The 16964-nt window shown below is 75.3% G+C and carries 2 protein-coding genes; both read left to right on the plus strand.

What is annotated here, in order from left to right; genetic code table 11:
- Window positions 1-36 precede the first annotated feature (36 nt).
- On the plus strand, window positions 37-15273 hold the full coding sequence (locus QK440_RS32760) for a type I polyketide synthase (RefSeq protein ID WP_282796879.1): 15237 nt from the start codon (window positions 37-39) through the stop codon (window positions 15271-15273).
- A 208-nt stretch (window positions 15274-15481) separates the two neighbouring features.
- On the plus strand, window positions 15482-16964 hold a 1483-nt coding region (locus tag QK440_RS32765; protein ID WP_282796880.1), incomplete at its 3' end, for a beta-ketoacyl synthase N-terminal-like domain-containing protein.

The following is a 16964-nucleotide window of genomic DNA, read 5'->3' on the forward strand; positions in this document are numbered from 1 at the left end:
GCGATACCTGACGCAGCACGAAAAGTGGAGCCGGACATGACGAGGCCTTCGGACACGGTCGTCGATGCGCTGCGCGCGTCTCTGAAGGAGACCGAGCGGCTGCGACGGCAGAACCAGCAGCTCGCGGCGGCATCCCGGGAGCCGATCGCGATCGTCGGCATGAGCTGCCGCTTCCCCGGCGGCGTCACCGGCCCCGAGGACCTGTGGCGGCTCGTCGCCGACGGCGCCGACGCCATCGGCGACCTCCCCGACGACCGGGGCTGGGACGTCGACGCCCTCTACGACCCCGACCCGGAGAAGCACGGCACCTTCTACGCCCGCCAGGGCGGGTTCCTGCGCGACGCGGGCGAGTTCGACGCCGCGTTCTTCGGGATCTCGCCGCGCGAGGCCCTGGCCATGGACCCGCAGCAGCGGCTCCTCCTGGAGACCGCCTGGGAGGCCTTCGAGCGCGCCGGGATCGACCCGTCCACGCTCCGGGGCACCCGCGCCGGCGTGTTCGTCGGCTCCGGCTACCAGGGGTACGGCGAGGGCGTCCGGCAGGCCCCCGAAGGCGTCGAGGGCCACCTGCTGACCGGCAACACCACCAGCGTCATGTCGGGCCGCCTCTCCTACGTCCTCGGCCTCCAGGGCCCGGCCGTCACGGTCGACACGGCGTGCTCGTCGTCGCTGGTGGCGCTGCACCTGGCGGCGCAGGCGCTGCGGCAGGGCGAGTGCACCATGGCCCTGGCGGGCGGCGTGACGGTCATGTCGTCGCCGGAGACCTTCGTGGAGTTCAGCCGCCAGCGCGGCCTGGCCATGGACGGCCGCTGCAAGGCGTTCGCCGAGGCCGCCGACGGCACCGGCTGGGGCGAGGGCGTGGGCCTGCTGCTCGTCGAGCGGCTGTCGGACGCCCGCCGCAACGGCCACAAGGTCCTCGCCGTGATCCGGGGTTCGGCCGTCAACCAGGACGGCGCCAGCAACGGTCTCACCGCCCCCAACGGCCCCTCCCAACGGCGCGTCATCCAGGCCGCGTTGGCGAACGCCGGGGTGTCCGCGGCCGAGGTGGACGCCGTGGAGGCCCACGGCACGGGTACGACGCTGGGTGACCCGATCGAGGCGCAGGCGCTCATCGCCACGTACGGCAAGGAGCGCCCGGCCGACCGGCCGCTGTGGCTGGGCTCGCTGAAGTCGAACATCGGTCATACGCAGGCCGCCGCCGGTGTCGCCGGTGTCATCAAGATGGTCATGGCCATGCGCGCGGGCGTGCTGCCCAAGACGCTGCACGTCGACGCCCCCACCTCCGAGGTCGACTGGTCGGCCGGGAGCGTGGAGCTGCTGACCGAGGCCCGGGAGTGGGCCGCGCGGGACGGCGGCGGGCCGCGCCGCGCGGGCGTCTCCTCCTTCGGCATGAGCGGCACGAACGCCCACGTCATCGTGGAACAGGCCCCGGCGGCCGACGACCGGGCCCCCGAGGACGAGACCGAGGGCGTGACGCCGCCGCAGGCCGTGACGGGCCTCGTACCGCTGGCCCTCTCCGCGAAGAGCGAGAGCGCGCTGCGGGCACAGGCCGCCCACCTCCGCGAACACCTGCTGGCGCACCCCGAGGTGAGCGTGGGCGACGTGGCCTGGTCGCTGGTGGTGGCACGGTCGCGGTTCGACCAGCGGGGTGTGCTCCTCGGCCGCGACCGGGACGAGCTTCTCGCCGGGCTGCGGAGTCTGGCCGAGGGTGACAACGCGGCTCCTGGCGTGGTGACGGGGAGTGCGCCGGGTGGTGTGGTGCGCCCGGTGTTCGTGTTCCCGGGGCAGGGGTCGCAGTGGGCCGGGATGGCGGTTCAACTGCTGGACGATTCCCCGGTGTTCGCGGAGCGGATGCGGGAGTGCGCGGAAGCGCTCGGCGAGTTTGTGGACTGGGACCTGTTCGAGGAGCTGAGCGGGGAGCGGTTCGACCGCGTCGATGTGGTCCAGCCGGTCCTGTTTGCCGTGATGGTGTCGTTGGCTGCTGTGTGGCAGGCGGCGGGTGTGCAGCCTGCTGCGGTTGTCGGGCATAGCCAGGGTGAGATCGCTGCCGCGTGCGTGGCTGGTGCGCTGTCGTTGCGGGACGCGGCCCGGGTGGTGGCGCTGCGCAGCCTGACCATTCGCGAGCTGTCGGGCAAGGGCGGCATGGTGTCGGTGCCGCTGCCCGAGGCCGAGGTGCGCGAGCTGGTCTCCGGCTGGGGAGGCCGGATCGAGGTCGCGGCCGTCAACGGCCCCGCCCAGGTCGTCGTATCCGGTGAGCCGGAGGCCCTGGAGGAGCTGGTCGCCCAGTGTGTGGCGCGGGACGTCCGTGCCCGCACGATTCCGGTGGACTATGCCTCGCACTCGTCGTACGTCGAGCAGATCGAGGCGCAGATAGCCGAGGCGCTGGCCGGGGTGTCCCCGCAGGATGCTCAGATCCCGCTGTACTCGACCCTCACGGGCGCCTGGCTGGACGGCAACACGCCCATGGACGCGGGCTACTGGTACCGCAACCTGCGCCAGACGGTCCTGTTCGAGCACGCCACCCGCGGGCTGCTCGCCGAGGGCCATGGCCTGTTCGTGGAGATGAGCCCGCACCCGGTGCTCACCGTCCCTGTGCAGGCCACCATCGACGCGACCGACAGCCCTGCCGCGGCCCTGGGCTCGCTGCGCCGCGACGAAGGCGGCGCCGACCGACTGTTCGCCTCGCTCGCCGAGGCCCACGCGCACGGTGCCGAGCTGGACTGGACGGCGCTGCTCCCCGGTAGACGTACCGTCGTCGACCTGCCCACGTACGCCTTCCAGCGCCAGCACTACTGGCTGCACGCGGACCCCGGTGCCGGGGACGTCAGCGCGGCCGGGCTGGACGACGCGGGGCACCCACTGCTGGGTGCGGCGGTGCCGTTGGCGGACGGTGACGGGCACCTACTGACGGGGCGGCTCTCGCTGCGTACGCACCCGTGGCTGGCCGACCACGCCGTGGCGGGTGCCGTGCTGCTGCCCGCGACCGCCTTCGTGGAACTCGCGCTGCGCGCCGGCGACCAGGTCGGCTGCGACCTGGTCGAAGAGCTGACGATGGAGACGCCCCTGGTCGTCCCGGAGACGGGCGGCGTACAGCTCCAGCTCACCGTCGGGCACGCCGACGCCTCCGGGCGGCGGTCGCTCGCCTTCCACTCACGGCCCGAGGCGGGGTCCGACGGGACCGGTGCGGAGGCCGAGCCGTGGACCCGGCACGCCACCGGCGTCCTCACCGCGAGCACGGCGTCCACCGAGGCCCCCGAGCCGGGCCTCGCCACGTGGCCGCCCCGTGACGCGGAGGCGGTCGCTGTCGACGGCCTGTACGAGGAGTTCGCGGCGGCGGACGTGCGGTACGGCCCCGCGTTCCAGGGGCTGCGCGCCGCCTGGCGGCGCGGCGACGAGGTGTTCGCCGAGGTGCGCGTCCCCGAGGACCGGCGCGACGAGGCGGGCCGGTTCGGCCTGCACCCGGTGCTGCTGGACGCCGCGCTCCAGGCGGCGCACCTGGCGCAGGACCCCTCCGACGACGCCGGGACCGACGACGCCGGGACCGACGGCGCCGGGGCCGAGGGCGGCGCTCCCCGGCTGCCGTTCTCGTGGAGCGACGTGGCCCTGTACGCCACCGGGGCCACGACCCTGCGCGTCCGCCTGACCCGCTCCGGCAGCGGCGGCGACACCGTCTCCGTCCTGCTCGCCGACGACACCGGGGCGCCGGTCGCGCACATCGGCTCGCTGGTGTCCCGCACCGTCGACGCCCGGCAGGACCTCGCCGCGCGGCGCACCCGCGTGCCGCACCTCTACCGCGTCACCTGGGCGCCGCCGCAGACCGCCGCGCCGGAGCCGACGGCGTCGACAGTGTCGACGTGGGCCGTGCTCGGCGCGGACGCGGCGGAGCTGTGCCGCGCCCTGGCCGAGGACGGTGTCGACGCCACCGCGTACGAGGGGCTCGCCGACCTCTCCGCGGCCGTCGCCGACGGCACCGCACCCGTACCGGACGTCGTCGTCGCGGCCACGGGCCCCCTGGCTCACCCCGGCACGGGAACCGGTGCCGAGACCGGCCTCGCGCCCGCCGCAGCCACCGGTACCGGCACGAACACTGGTACTGGTACTGGCACAGGCCCCGACACCGGCCCCGACACCGATGTCGAAGCCGACGCCGTGCACGCCGCCACCCGCGACGCGCTCGCCCTCACCCAATCCTGGCTGGCCGACGCCCGCCTCGCGGACGCCCGGCTGGTCGTCCTGACCCGCGGGGCCGCCGCCGTCAGCACCGGCGAGCCGGTGCCCGGCCTGGCGCACACCGCCGTGCTCGGCCTGCTGCGGTCCGCGCAGTCCGAGGAGCCGGGCAGGTTCGTCCTGGTCGACGTGGACGGCGCCCCCGAGTCGCTGCGGGCCCTGCCCGCCGCGTACGCGCACGGCGAGCCCGAGTGCGCGATCCGCGCCGGAGCCGTGCTCGTCCCCCGGCTCACCCGCGACGTCGGCGAGCCCGCCACCACCCCCGCCGCGCCGGACCCGAACGGCACCGCGCTGGTCACCGGCGCCCCCGCCGGCCTCGGCGGTCTCGTCGCCCGGCACCTCGTCACCGCGTACGGCGTCCGGCACCTGCTCTTCCTGGGCCGCCGCGGCCCCGACGCGCCCGGCGCCGCCGAACTCACCGCGCACCTCGCCGAGCTGGGCGCCACCGTCGACGTCGTCGCCTGCGACGCCGCCGACCGGGACGCCCTCGCGGCGGCCCTGACCCGCGTACCCCACGCGCACCCGCTGACCGCGGTCGTGCACACGGCGGGCGTCTTCGACGACGGCATCACCGCCTCGCTCACCCCCGCGCAACTGGACCGCGTGCTGCGGCCCAAGGTCGACGCCGCCCTCAACCTGGGCGCGCTGACCGCCGACGCCGGGCTCGACGCCTTCGTGCTCTTCTCCTCCGTCGCGGGCGTCCTCGGCGGCGCCGGGCAGGGCAACTACGCCGCGGGCAACACCTTCCTCGACGCCTACGCGCAGCACCTGCGCCGCCGGGGCGTGCCCGCCACGTCGCTCGCCTGGGGCCTGTGGGCCGAACGCGGCGGCATGGCCGGGCAGATCACCGCCGACGACCTGGACCGGATGACCCGCTCCGGCGTCGCCCCGCTCGCCACCGAGCAGGGCCTCGGCCTGCTCGACGCCGCCCTCGGCCTGGACGCCGCCGCCCTGGTGCCCGTGCGCCTCGACACCGCCGCGCTGCGCGCCGCGCACGGTCACCGCCTGCCGCCGCTGCTCAGCGGCCTCGTCCAGGGCCCGGCCCGGCGCGCGCTCACCGGCCGGGACGGCTCCGACGGTGACACGCCCGCCCTGGTGCGCCGCCTGCGCGCACTGCCGTACGACGAGCGGGAGCGGGCGCTCCTCGACCACGTGCGCGGCCAGGCCGCCGCCGTCCTCGGCTACGCCTCCGGCGACGACGTCGACGCCGGACGGGCCTTCCGCGACCTGGGCTTCGACTCGCTCACCGCCGTCGAACTGCGCAACCGCCTCAAGGAGACGAGCGGCCTGCGCCTGCCCGCCACCCTCGTCTTCGACTACGCCAACCCGCACGCCCTGGCCCGCCACCTCCTCGCCGAACTGGCCGGTGACGAAGCCCAGGAGACCCCGGCCGCCCAGGCCGCGGCGCCCGCCACCGGCCACGGCGGCGCGGCCGCCGACGAGCCCGTCGCCATCGTCGCCATGAGCTGCCGCTTCCCCGGCGGCGTGGAGAGCCCCGAGGACCTGTGGCGGCTGGTCGGCGCGGGCGCCGACGCCACCTCCGGCCTGCCGGAGGGGCGCGGCTGGGACACCGCTTCCCTCTACGACCCCGACCCCGACCACCAAGGCACCACGTACTCGCGCGGCGGCGGCTTCCTGCACGAGGCCGGGGAGTTCGACGCGGCGTTCTTCGGCATCTCGCCGCGCGAGGCCCTGGCCATGGACCCGCAGCAGCGCCTGCTCCTGGAGACCTCCTGGGAGGCGTTCGAGCGGGCCGGGATCGACCCTGCCACGCTGCGCGGCAGCACGGGCGGCGTCTTCGTCGGCGCCTCCTCCCAGGGTTACGGCGAGAGCGTGCGGGAAGTCCCCGACGGCCTCGAAGGCCATCTGATGACCGGCAACTCCACCAGCGTCATCTCCGGCCGCCTCGCCTACTCCTTCGGCCTCGAAGGCCCGGCGGTGACCGTGGACACGGCGTGCTCGTCGTCCCTGGTCGCCCTGCACCTGGCGGCGCAGGCGCTGCGCCAGGGCGAGTGCGACCTCGCGCTCGCCGGCGGCGCCACCGTCATGTCGACACCCGACACCCTCGTCGCGTTCAGCCGCCAGCGCGGCCTGGCCGCCGACGGCCGCTGCAAGCCCTTCGCCGAGGGCGCCGACGGCTTCGGCGTCGGCGAGGGCGTGGGCATGCTGGTCCTGGAGCGCCTGTCCGACGCCCGCCGCAAGGGCCACAAGGTCCTGGCGGTGGTGCGGGGTTCGGCCGTCAACCAGGACGGTGCCAGCAACGGCCTCACCGCCCCCAACGGACCCTCCCAGCAGCGCGTCATCCGCGCCGCCCTCGCCAGCGCGCGCCTCACGCCCGCCGACGTGGACGCGGTCGAGGCGCACGGCACCGGCACGTCCCTGGGCGACCCGATCGAGGCCCAGGCGCTCATCGCCACGTACGGCAGGAACCGGCCCGACGACCGCGAGCCGCTGTGGCTCGGCTCGGTCAAGTCGAACATCGGGCACGCGCAGGCGGCCGCGGGCGTCGCGGGCGTCATCAAGATGGTCATGGCGATGCGGTACGGCGTCCTGCCCAAGACGCTGCACGCCGAGACCCCGACGACCGAGGTCGACTGGTCCGCGGGGGCCGTCGAGCTGTTGACCGAGGCGCGCGAGTGGGCCGCGCCGCAGGCGGGCCGGCCGCGACGTGCGGGTGTCTCCTCCTTCGGCATGAGCGGCACCAACGCGCACGTGATCGTGGAGCAGGCGCCGGTGGAGGAAGCACTGTCCGCCGAGGCCGCGGACGGATCCGGGCACACCACCGCGCCGTCGGTGGTACCGGGCCTGATCCCGCTGGCCCTCTCGGCGAAGAGCGAGGCCGCGCTGCGCGCGCAGGCGGCACGGCTGTGGGAGCGGCTGCTCGCGGACGCGGTCGACGACGGCTCCGACAAGGTCGGGCTGACGGACGTCGGCTGGTCCCTGACGGTCACCCGGTCCCGCTTCGAACACCGGGGCGTCGTCCTCGGCCGCGACCGCGCGGAACTCCTGGACCGGCTCCAGGGCCTGGCCCGAGGCGACGACGCGGTGGTGGCCGGTGGTGTGGTGACCGGGCGTGCGGTGAGCGGGGCCGGTCGTGCGGTGTTCGTGTTCCCGGGGCAGGGGTCGCAGTGGGCCGGGATGGCGGTCCAACTGCTGGAGGATTCGCCGGTGTTCGCAGCTCGGATGCGGGAGTGCGCGGATGCCCTGTCGGAGTTCGTGGACTGGGACCTGTTCGAGGAGCTGGGCGGCGCCGACTTCGACCGCGTCGATGTGGTGCAGCCGGTGTTGTTCGCGGTGATGGTGTCGTTGGCTGCGGTGTGGCAGGCGGCGGGTGTGAAGCCTGCTGCGGTCGTCGGGCACAGTCAGGGTGAGATCGCTGCCGCGTGCGTTGCGGGAGCCCTGTCGTTGCAGGACGCGGCCCGGGTCGTTGCTTTGCGCAGCCTGGCTATTCGCGAGCTGTCGGGCAAGGGCGGCATGGTGTCGGTGCCGCTGCCGGAGGCGGACGTACGCGAGCTGATCAGCGGTTGGGAGGGCCGGGTCGAGGTCGCGGCCGTCAACGGCCCCGCCCAAGTGGTGGTCTCCGGTGAGCCCGAGCCCCTGGAGGAGCTGGTCGCCCAGTGTGTGGAGCGGGACATCCGCGCCCGCACGATCCCGGTGGACTACGCCTCGCACTCCTCATACGTCGAGCAGATCGAGGCACAGATAGCCGACGCACTGGCGGACGTGTCGCCGCGCCAGGCCGAGGTGCCGCTGTACTCGACGCTGACCGGGGCCTGGCTGGACGCGGACACGCCCATGGACGCCGGGTACTGGTACCGCAACCTGCGCCAGACGGTGCTGTTCGAGTACGCCGCCCGTGGCCTGCTGGCCGAGGGGCACGGGCTGTTCCTGGAGATGAGCCCGCACCCCGTCCTCACCGTCCCGGTGCAGGCCACCGTCGAGGCCGCCGGGCGTGAGGGGGCGGCCGTCGCTCTGGGTTCGCTGCGGCGGGACGAAGGCGGTGCCGAGCGGCTGGCGGCGTCGTTCGCGCAAGCCCACGCGCACGGCGCGGAGCTGGACTGGAAGGCGTTCTACCCCGGCGCCGGAACCGTCGTCGACCTGCCCACGTACGCCTTCCAGCGGCAGCACTACTGGCTGACCGAGGAGCAGGCGCCGGGCGGCAGGACCGCGCCCGCCGCGGACGAGGTCGAGGCGCGCTTCTGGGAGGCCGTGGAGCGCGAGGACCTCGCGGAGCTGACGGCCGAGCTGGAGATCGCGGAGGACTCCGCGGCCGAACTGGGCGCCGTCCTGCCCGTGCTGTCCTCGTGGCGGCGGCAGCGCCGCGAGCGGTCGACGCTCGACGGCTGGCGCTACCGCGTGACCTGGAAGCCGCAGCCGGCCTCCACCCTCTCGTCCACCGGGCTCACCGGCCGGTGGCTGGTCGTCCTGCCCGAGAACCCGGGAGGTCCGGGGAACCCGGGGAACGCGGGGAACGCGGGGAACCCGGAGAACCCGGGGAACGCGGAGTACTCGGAGTACTCGGGTGACCACCCGTGGGTGGACGGCACCGTCGACGCCCTCACCCGAGCCGGTGCCCAGGTCGTCGAACTGCGCCTGGCCGACGGCGAGGCGACGCGCGAGACCCTCGCCGAACGGCTGCGGGCCCTCGGCGGAGCGGCGGAGCTCGCCGGGGTGGTCTCGCTGCTCGGGCTCGACGAGTCCGCCGCGGAGGGGTACGAGGCCGTGTCCGCGGGCCTCGCCGGCACCCTCGCGCTGGTCCAGGCCCTCGGCGACGCCGGGGTCGGCGCTCGCCTGTGGGTGGCGTCCTGCGGAGCCGTCGCCACGGGCCGCGGCGACCGGGCCGTGCGCCCCGTCCAGGCGGAGCTGTGGGGCTTCGGCCGGGTCGCCGCCCTGGAGCACCCGGACCGGTGGGGCGGCCTCGTCGACCTGCCGCCGTCGTACGACAGCCGTACGGGCGCGCGTCTCACGGCCGTGCTCGCGGGGCTCGGTGACGAGGACCAGGTCGCGGTGCGCGACACGGGCGTCTTCGTGCGCCGCTTCGCGCACGCGCCGCTGCCGGAGGACCGGCGCGAGGAGCCGGAGTGGACGCCGCGCGGCACCGCGCTCGTCACCGGCGGCACGGGGGCCGTCGGCGGGCACGTGGCCCGCTGGCTGGCCCGCGAGGGTGTCGAGCACCTCGTCCTGACCAGCCGCCGCGGCCCCGACGCGCCGGGCGCCGACGAACTCCGGGCGGAACTGGAGGAGCTGGGTGCCGAGGTCACCGTCGTGGCGTGCGACGTCAGCGACTGGGACGCGGTCGCCGGGCTCCTCGACCGGCTCGCCGCGGACGGGCACACCCTGCGCTCCGTCTTCCACGCGGCGGGCGCCGGGCAGGACCGGCCGCTGGCCGGGACGACCACGGCGGACGTCGCCGACGTACTGGCGGCGAAGGTCGCGGGCGCGGCCCATCTGGACACGCTCCTCGACACCGGCTCACTGGACGCCTTCGTGCTGTTCTCCTCCAACGCGGGCGTGTGGGGCAGCGGCAACCAGGCCGCGTACGCGGCCGCCAACGCCCACCTCGACGCGCTCGCCGAACAGCGCCGCGCCCGCGGCCTCACCGCGACCTCCGTCGCCTGGGGCCTGTGGGGCGGCGGCAGCGAGATGGCCGGACAGGAGGCCGAGGAGACGCTGCGCCGCCTCGGGGTGACGGCGATGGCGCCGGAGCGCGCGGTCGCGGCCCTGGCACAGGCGGTGGCGTACGACGAGACGTTCGTGGCCGTCGCGGACGTCGACTGGGAGCGGTTCGCGCCCGCCTTCACCTCGGTGCGGCCGAGCCCGTTCCTCGGGGACCTGCCGGAGGTGCGGAGCGTCCTCGCCGGGCCGGAGACCGCCCCGGCCGCCGGGACCGGCGCGCGGGACCGCGTGGCGGGTACCGAGTGGGCCGAGCGGCTCGCCGCCCTGCCGGCGGCGGAGCGTGGGCGGTCGGCCCTCGAACTGGTACGGGCCCACGCGGCGGCCGTCCTCGGCTACGCGGGTCCCGAGGCCGTGGAGCCGACGCGCGCCTTCCGCGAGCTGGGCTTCGACTCGCTGACCGCCGTCGAGGTCCGCAACCGCCTGGCCGCCGCCACCGGCCTGAAACTGCCCACGACCCTCGTCTTCGACCACCCCACCGCCCGCGACCTCGCCGCCCACCTGTGCCGCGAGGCCCTCGGCGACGCGCCGGGCGAGGCCGCGTCCCCCGCCGCGGCACCCGCGCCCGCCGACGACCCGATCGCCATCGTGTCGATGAGCTGCCGCTACCCCGGCGGCGCCACCAGCCCCGACGCGCTGTGGCGGCTCGTCGCCGACGGCACGGACGCCATCGCGGGCTTCCCCGCCGACCGCGGCTGGGAGAACACCCGGGCGGGCGCCTACCGGGCCGAGGGCGGATTCCTCTACGACGCCGCCGAGTTCGACGCCGCGTTCTTCGGCATCTCGCCGCGCGAGGCCCTGTCCATCGACCCGCAGCAGCGGCTCCTCCTGGAGGCGTCCTGGGAGCTGTTCGAGCGCGCGGGCATCGCCCCCGCCTCCGTACGCGGCCACCAGACCGGCGTCTTCATCGGCTCCGGCCACCAGGGCTACGGCGAAGGCGTCCAGGAGCCGCCCGAGGGCGTCGAGGGCTATCTGCTCACCGGCAGCGCCGGAGCGGTGGTCTCGGGCCGTCTGTCGTACGCCTTCGGCCTCGAAGGCCCGGCGGTGACGGTGGACACGGCCTGCTCGTCGTCCCTCGTGGCCCTGCACCTGGCGGCGCAGGCGCTGCGGCAGGGTGAGTGCGACATGGCCCTGGCGGGCGGTGTCACCGTCATGTCGACGCCCACCGCCTTCGACGAGTTCAGCAAGCAGCAGGGCCTGGCCGCCGACGGCCGCTGCAAGCCCTTCGCCGACGCCGCCGACGGCACGGGCTGGGGTGAAGGCGTGGGCCTGCTCCTGCTTGAGCGCCTGTCGGACGCCCGGCGCAACGGCCACGAGGTCCTAGCGGTCGTACGGGGCTCCGCCGTCAACCAGGACGGTGCCAGCAACGGCCTGACCGCCCCCAACGGTCCGTCCCAGCAGCGGGTGATCCGGGCCGCGCTCGCCAACGCCGGACTGACGGCCGGTGACGTGGACGCGGTCGAGGCGCACGGCACGGGCACGACGCTGGGCGACCCGATCGAGGCGCAGGCACTCATCGCCACGTACGGGCAGGAGCGCCCGGAGGACCGGCCCCTGTGGCTCGGCTCCATCAAGTCCAACATCGGCCACACCCAGGCTGCTTCGGGCGTCGCGGGTGTCATCAAGATGGTCATGGCCATGCGCGCGGGCGTCCTGCCGCAGTCCCTGCACGTGGACCGGCCGAGCAGCCACGTCGACTGGTCGGCGGGCGCGGTCGAACTGCTCACGGAGGCCCGGGACTGGGCCGCGCGGGAGGACGCGCCGCGTCGCGCGGGTGTCTCCTCCTTCGGTGTCAGCGGTACGAACGCCCACGTGATCGTGGAGCAGGCCCCGGCGACCGGGCCCACGGCCGCCGTCGAGCCCGTCGCCCCCGTCACGGCGGTGCCGTGGCTGGTCTCGGCCCGCGGCGCCGACGCCCTCCGGGCCCAGGCCTCGCGCCTGCGCGAGCACGTGGCGGCCGACGAGCACCTGGACGCCGTCGACGTGGGCTGGTCCCTGCTCTCGGGCCGGTCGCCGCTCGAACACCGTGCTGTGGTCCTCGGCCGGGACCGGGCGGAGTTCCTGGCCGGGCTGGAGTCCGTCGCGTCCGGCGGCCCGGGGGTCGTGTCCGGCTCGGTGGTCGAGGGCCGCCTGGGGGTTGTCTTCACCGGGCAGGGCAGCCAGCGGTTGGGGATGGGCCGGGAGTTGTATGAAACCTTCCCGGTGTTCGCGGATGCGCTGGACGAGGTGTGTGGGTACTTCGACGGGTGGATAGAACGTTCGCTCCAGAGCGTGATGTTCGGTTCGGATGCCGACCTGCTTGAGCAGACCGGCTATGCGCAGCCCGCGTTGTTCGCGATGGAAGTGGCGCTGTTCCGGCTGGCGGAGTCCTTGGGCGTGCGCCCGGAGGTGGTCGGCGGGCATTCGATCGGTGAACTGGCTGCCGCGTACGTGGCCGGGCTGTGGTCGCTTGAGGATGCGACGCGACTCGTAGCGGCTCGTGGTCGCTTGATGCAGGCGCTGCCCGAGGGCGGGGCGATGCTGGCGGTGCAGGCGGCGGAGGCCGAGGTGCTGCCGCTGGTCAGCGACCTTGCCGACCGAGTGGGTGTGGCGGCGGTCAACGGCCCCTCGCAGGTGGTGCTCTCCGGTGAGCGTGCGGCTCTGAAGGGGCTGGAGAAGACGCTGCGCGGGCAGGGCCGCAAGGTGCGCTGGCTGAAGGTCAGCCACGCTTTCCACTCCCCGCTGATGGAGCCCGCGCTGGAGGAGTTCCGGCGTGTGGCGCAGGAGTTGACGTACCGGGAGCCGACGCTTCCGGTGGTCTCCAACCTCACGGGTGCGCTGGCCGAGCCCGCAGAGCTGATGGACCCCGAGTACTGGGTGCGGCACATCCGCGAGGCCGTGCGCTTCCACGAGGGGCTGGGGGCGTTGACCGGCTTCGGCGTTTCCACGCTGCTGGAGCTGGGGCCGGACGCGGTGTTGACCGCGATGGCGCACGACACGCTCACCGAGCCTGCCGCGCAGGCTGGGCTGGTGGCCGCCGTACGTAAGGACCGCCCCGAGGCGGACACGTTCCTGGCCGCTCTCGCGCAGGTGCACGTACGCGGCATCGAGGTCGACTGGGCGCCGCTGTACGCCCCGGTGGAAGCGCGGCGGCGTGTGGACCTGCCCACGTACGCCTTCCAGCGCGAGCGGTACTGGCTGGAGGCGGCTCCCGCCACCACCGCTCGTACGGGCGTGGCCGCCGACGAGGTGGAGGCGCGGTTCTGGGAGGCCGTGGAGCGGGAGGACCTGGAGTCGTTGAGCGCCGAGCTCGGTGGTGACGCTGGGAGCGGGGCCCTGGGTGAGGTGCTGCCGGTCCTCTCGTCGTGGCGCAGGCAGCGGCGCGAGGCGTCCACGCTGGACAGGTGGCGCTACCGGGTGGCCTGGAAGCCGCTGGGGCAGGCGCCCGCCGCCCGCCTCGACGGGGTGTGGCTGCTCGTCGTGCCGGACGGCGGCGCGGACGTCGCCGCCTGGGCGGCGGCCGTCGAGGCCGCGCTCGGCGGGCACGGCGCCGAGGTGCGCACGGTCGTGACCGGCGCGGAGGGCACCGGCCGCGAAGAACTCGCCGAGCGGCTGCGCAAGGAGGCGGCGGCCGCGGACGGCACGCTGTCCGGCGTCCTCTCCCTGCTGGCCGCCGACGAGGAGGAGCACGCCGTACGCGGCGGGGTCAGCAGCGGCCTGGCCGCGACGGTCACCCTGGTGCAGGCGTTGCACGCCGCGGACCTGGGTGCCCCGCTGTGGCTGGCCGGCCGGTCCGCGCAGGCCGTCGCCGGTGCCGACCCGGCACCCCGGCCCGCACAGGCGGCCCTGTGGGGCCTCGGCCGTGTGGTGGCCGTGGAGTACCCGCGGCTGTGGGGCGGCCTGGTCGACCTGCCGGAGACCGCCGACGCCCGGGACCTGGCCGGGCTCGCCGGACTCCTCGCCGGAGCGTGGGCGGCGGAGGGCCAGGTGGCGGAGGATCAGGTGGCGGTGCGGTCGGCCGGGGTGTTCGCGCGCCGGTTGGAGCGGGCTGCGCTGGATCCGGCGCAGGTGGGGGAGTGGGTGCCCGAGGGCACCGTGCTCGTCACTGGTGGTACGGGTGCCGTCGGTGGGCATGTGGCCCGTTGGCTGGCGGCTCAAGGTGCCCGGCATCTGGTGCTGACGAGTCGCCGTGGTCCGGATGCGCCCGGTGCCGTCGAACTCCGTGCCGAGCTGGAGGGCTTGGGCGTCGAGGTGACCATCGCCGCCTGTGACGTGGCCGACCGGGAGGCGCTGGCGCGGGTGTTGGAGGCGATTCCTGCGGAGGCGCCGCTGAGCGGGGTGTTCCACACGGCGGGTGTCCTGGACGACGGGGTGCTCGACGGCCTGGACGCCGACCGGCTCGCCACCGTGTTCCGCGCGAAGGTGCAGTCCGCGTACCACCTGGACGAGCTGACGTCCGGGTACGACCTGTCGGCGTTCGTGCTCTTCTCCTCCTTCGCCGGGCTCTCCGGCGGGGTCGGGCAGGGCAGTTACGCCGCCGCCAACGCGGCCCTCGACGCGCTCGCCGAACGGCGCCGGGCCTACGGCCTGACGGCGACCTCCGTCGCCTGGGGCGCTTGGGCGGGCGGCGGCATGGCCGGGGACGCGGCGCGCGGCGGCGCGGTGCCGCCGATGGAGCCGGGGCTCGCGGTCGCCGCGCTGGGGCAGGCCCTCGGCCACGGCCTGACCACCACGGTCATCGCCGACGTCGACTGGGAGCAGTACCTGTCCGGCGGCCCGGCCCTCACCCCCGGCACGCTCTTCGCGGACCTGCCCGAAGCCCGTGCCCTGCGGGAGCGCGCGGGCCGCGCGGACGGCGGGGCGGCCTCGGCCGCCGGGCCGGACCTGGCACGGCAGCTCGCCGCGCTGTCCGGGCCGGAGCGGGACCGGTTCCTGGAGGACCTGGTGCGGACGCACGCCGCCACGGTCCTCGGCTACCCCGGGCCCGAGCGCGTCGAGCCCGGCCGCGCCTTCCGGGAGCTGGGCTTCGACTCCCTGACCGCCGTCGAACTCCGCAACGCGCTCGGTACGGCCACCGGCCTCGCCCTGCCGACCACGCTCGTCTTCGACCACCCCACGCCCGTGGCGCTCGCCGGCTACCTCAAGGCCGAACTGGCACCGGACGCGGGCGAGTCGGCGGCGCTGCTCAGCCAGCTCGACTCGCTGGAGCTGGGGCTCGCCGAGAGCGCGCCGTCGGAGGACGAGCTGGCCACGATCGCCGAACGGCTGCGGGTCCTGCTCGACCGGTGCAGCCCCAGCGCGGGCGGCGAGGAGGGCGGCCAGGTCGTGGACGAGCTGGAGTCCGCGACGGACGACGAGATGTTCGACTTCATCAGCAAGGAGTTCGGGATCTCCTGATGAGCCGCCCTCAGCCGCCCGCCCGAGGCACCACCAGCCCGCCCGCCCGAGACGCCCCCGGGCCGTCCGCCGCGGACTGCCCCCGCCCGGCCCCGGCGGGCCACTCCCACCGGGCCCCGGCGGGCCACTCCCACCAGGCCCCGGCGGGCCACCCTCGCCCGGCCCCGGTGGGCCACTCTCTCCGACTTGTCTCTAGGAGCTAGGCCAGATGGTGAACGACGACAAAATCCGCCGCCTTCTCAAGCAGGTGACGGCGGATCTGCACACGACTCGTCGGAGAGTGCGCGAACTCGAGTCGAAGGACGCGGAGCCCGTCGCGATCATCGCGATGAGCTGCCGCTTCCCCGGCGGCGCGAGTACCCCCGAGGAGCTGTGGCGGCTGGTCAGGGACGGCGTGGACACCGTGTCCGCGTTCCCGCGGAACCGCGGCTGGGACGTGGCCGGGCTCTACCACCCCGACCCGGACCACCAGGGCACCACGTACACTCGCGAGGGCGGGTTCGTGTACACGGCCGACGAGTTCGACGCGGGCTTCTTCGGCATCTCCCCGCGCGAGGCGCGCGCCATGGACCCGCAGCAGCGGCTCCTCCTGGAGACCGCGTGGGAGGCGATCGAGCGGGCGGGCATCGACCCGCTGAGCCTGCGCGGCAGCCGCACCGGCGTGTTCACCGGCACCAACGGCCAGGACTACACCGCCGTCGTCGCCGAGGCCGCCGAGGGCGTCGAGGGCTTCTCCGGCACCGGCAACACCGCGGCCGTCGTCTCCGGCCGCCTGTCCTACACCCTGGGCCTGGAGGGCCCGGCGGTCACCGTCGACACCGCCTGCTCCTCGTCGCTGGTCGCGCTGCACCTGGCCGCGCAGGCGCTGCGCCAGGGCGAGTGCGGCCTCGCCCTCGCGGGCGGCGTGTCGCTGATGACCACGCCCACGGCGTTCGTCGAGTTCAGCCGCCAGCGCGGCATGGCCGAGGACGGCCGCTGCAAGGCCTTCGCCGACGCCGCCGACGGCACCGGCTGGGGCGAGGGCGCGGGCCTGCTGCTCCTTGAGCGGCTGTCCGACGCCCGGCGCAACGGGCACGAAGTCCTCGCGGTCGTACGGGGCTCCGCCGTCAACCAGGACGGTGCCAGCAACGGCCTCACCGCCCCCAACGGGCCCGCGCAGCAGCGGGTCATCCGGGCTGCCCTCGCCAACGCCCGCCTGACCGCCGCCGACGTGGACGCCGTCGAGGCCCACGGCACCGGGACGACCCTGGGCGACCCCATCGAGGCCCAGGCCCTGCTCGCCACGTACGGGCAGGGACGGCCCCGCACCCGGCCGCTGTGGCTCGGCTCGGTGAAGTCCAACATCGGGCACACCCAGGCCGCGGCGGGCGCCGCGGGCGTCATGAAGATGGTCATGGCGATGCGCGAGGGCCTGCTGCCGCGGACCCTGCACGTCGACCGGCCCAGCACGCACGTGGACTGGTCGGCGGGCGCCGTCGAGCTGCTGACCGAGGCCCGCGCGTGGCCGGAGCGCGAGGACGCGCCGCGCCGCGCGGGCGTGTCGTCGTTCGGCGTCAGCGGCACCAACGCCCACGTGATCATCGAGGAGGCCCCCGCCGCCGAACCCCAGGGCCCGCACCACGTCGTCGTCGAGGAAGACGATCCAGGGCACGCGGCCCGCCGCCCGCCAGCCGGTGTTGCGCGCGGCGGCG

Origin of the sequence: Streptomyces sp. CC224B, from assembly GCF_030010595.1 — a bacterium.
Classification (GTDB): domain Bacteria; phylum Actinomycetota; class Actinomycetes; order Streptomycetales; family Streptomycetaceae; genus Streptomyces; species Streptomyces longispororuber.

Bases quoted from the DNA above. Each gene is read 5' to 3' on its own strand.
- QK440_RS32760 (WP_282796879.1), top strand. From the start codon at position 37: ATGACGAGGCCTTCGGACACGGTCGTCGATGCGCTGCGCGCGTCTCTG.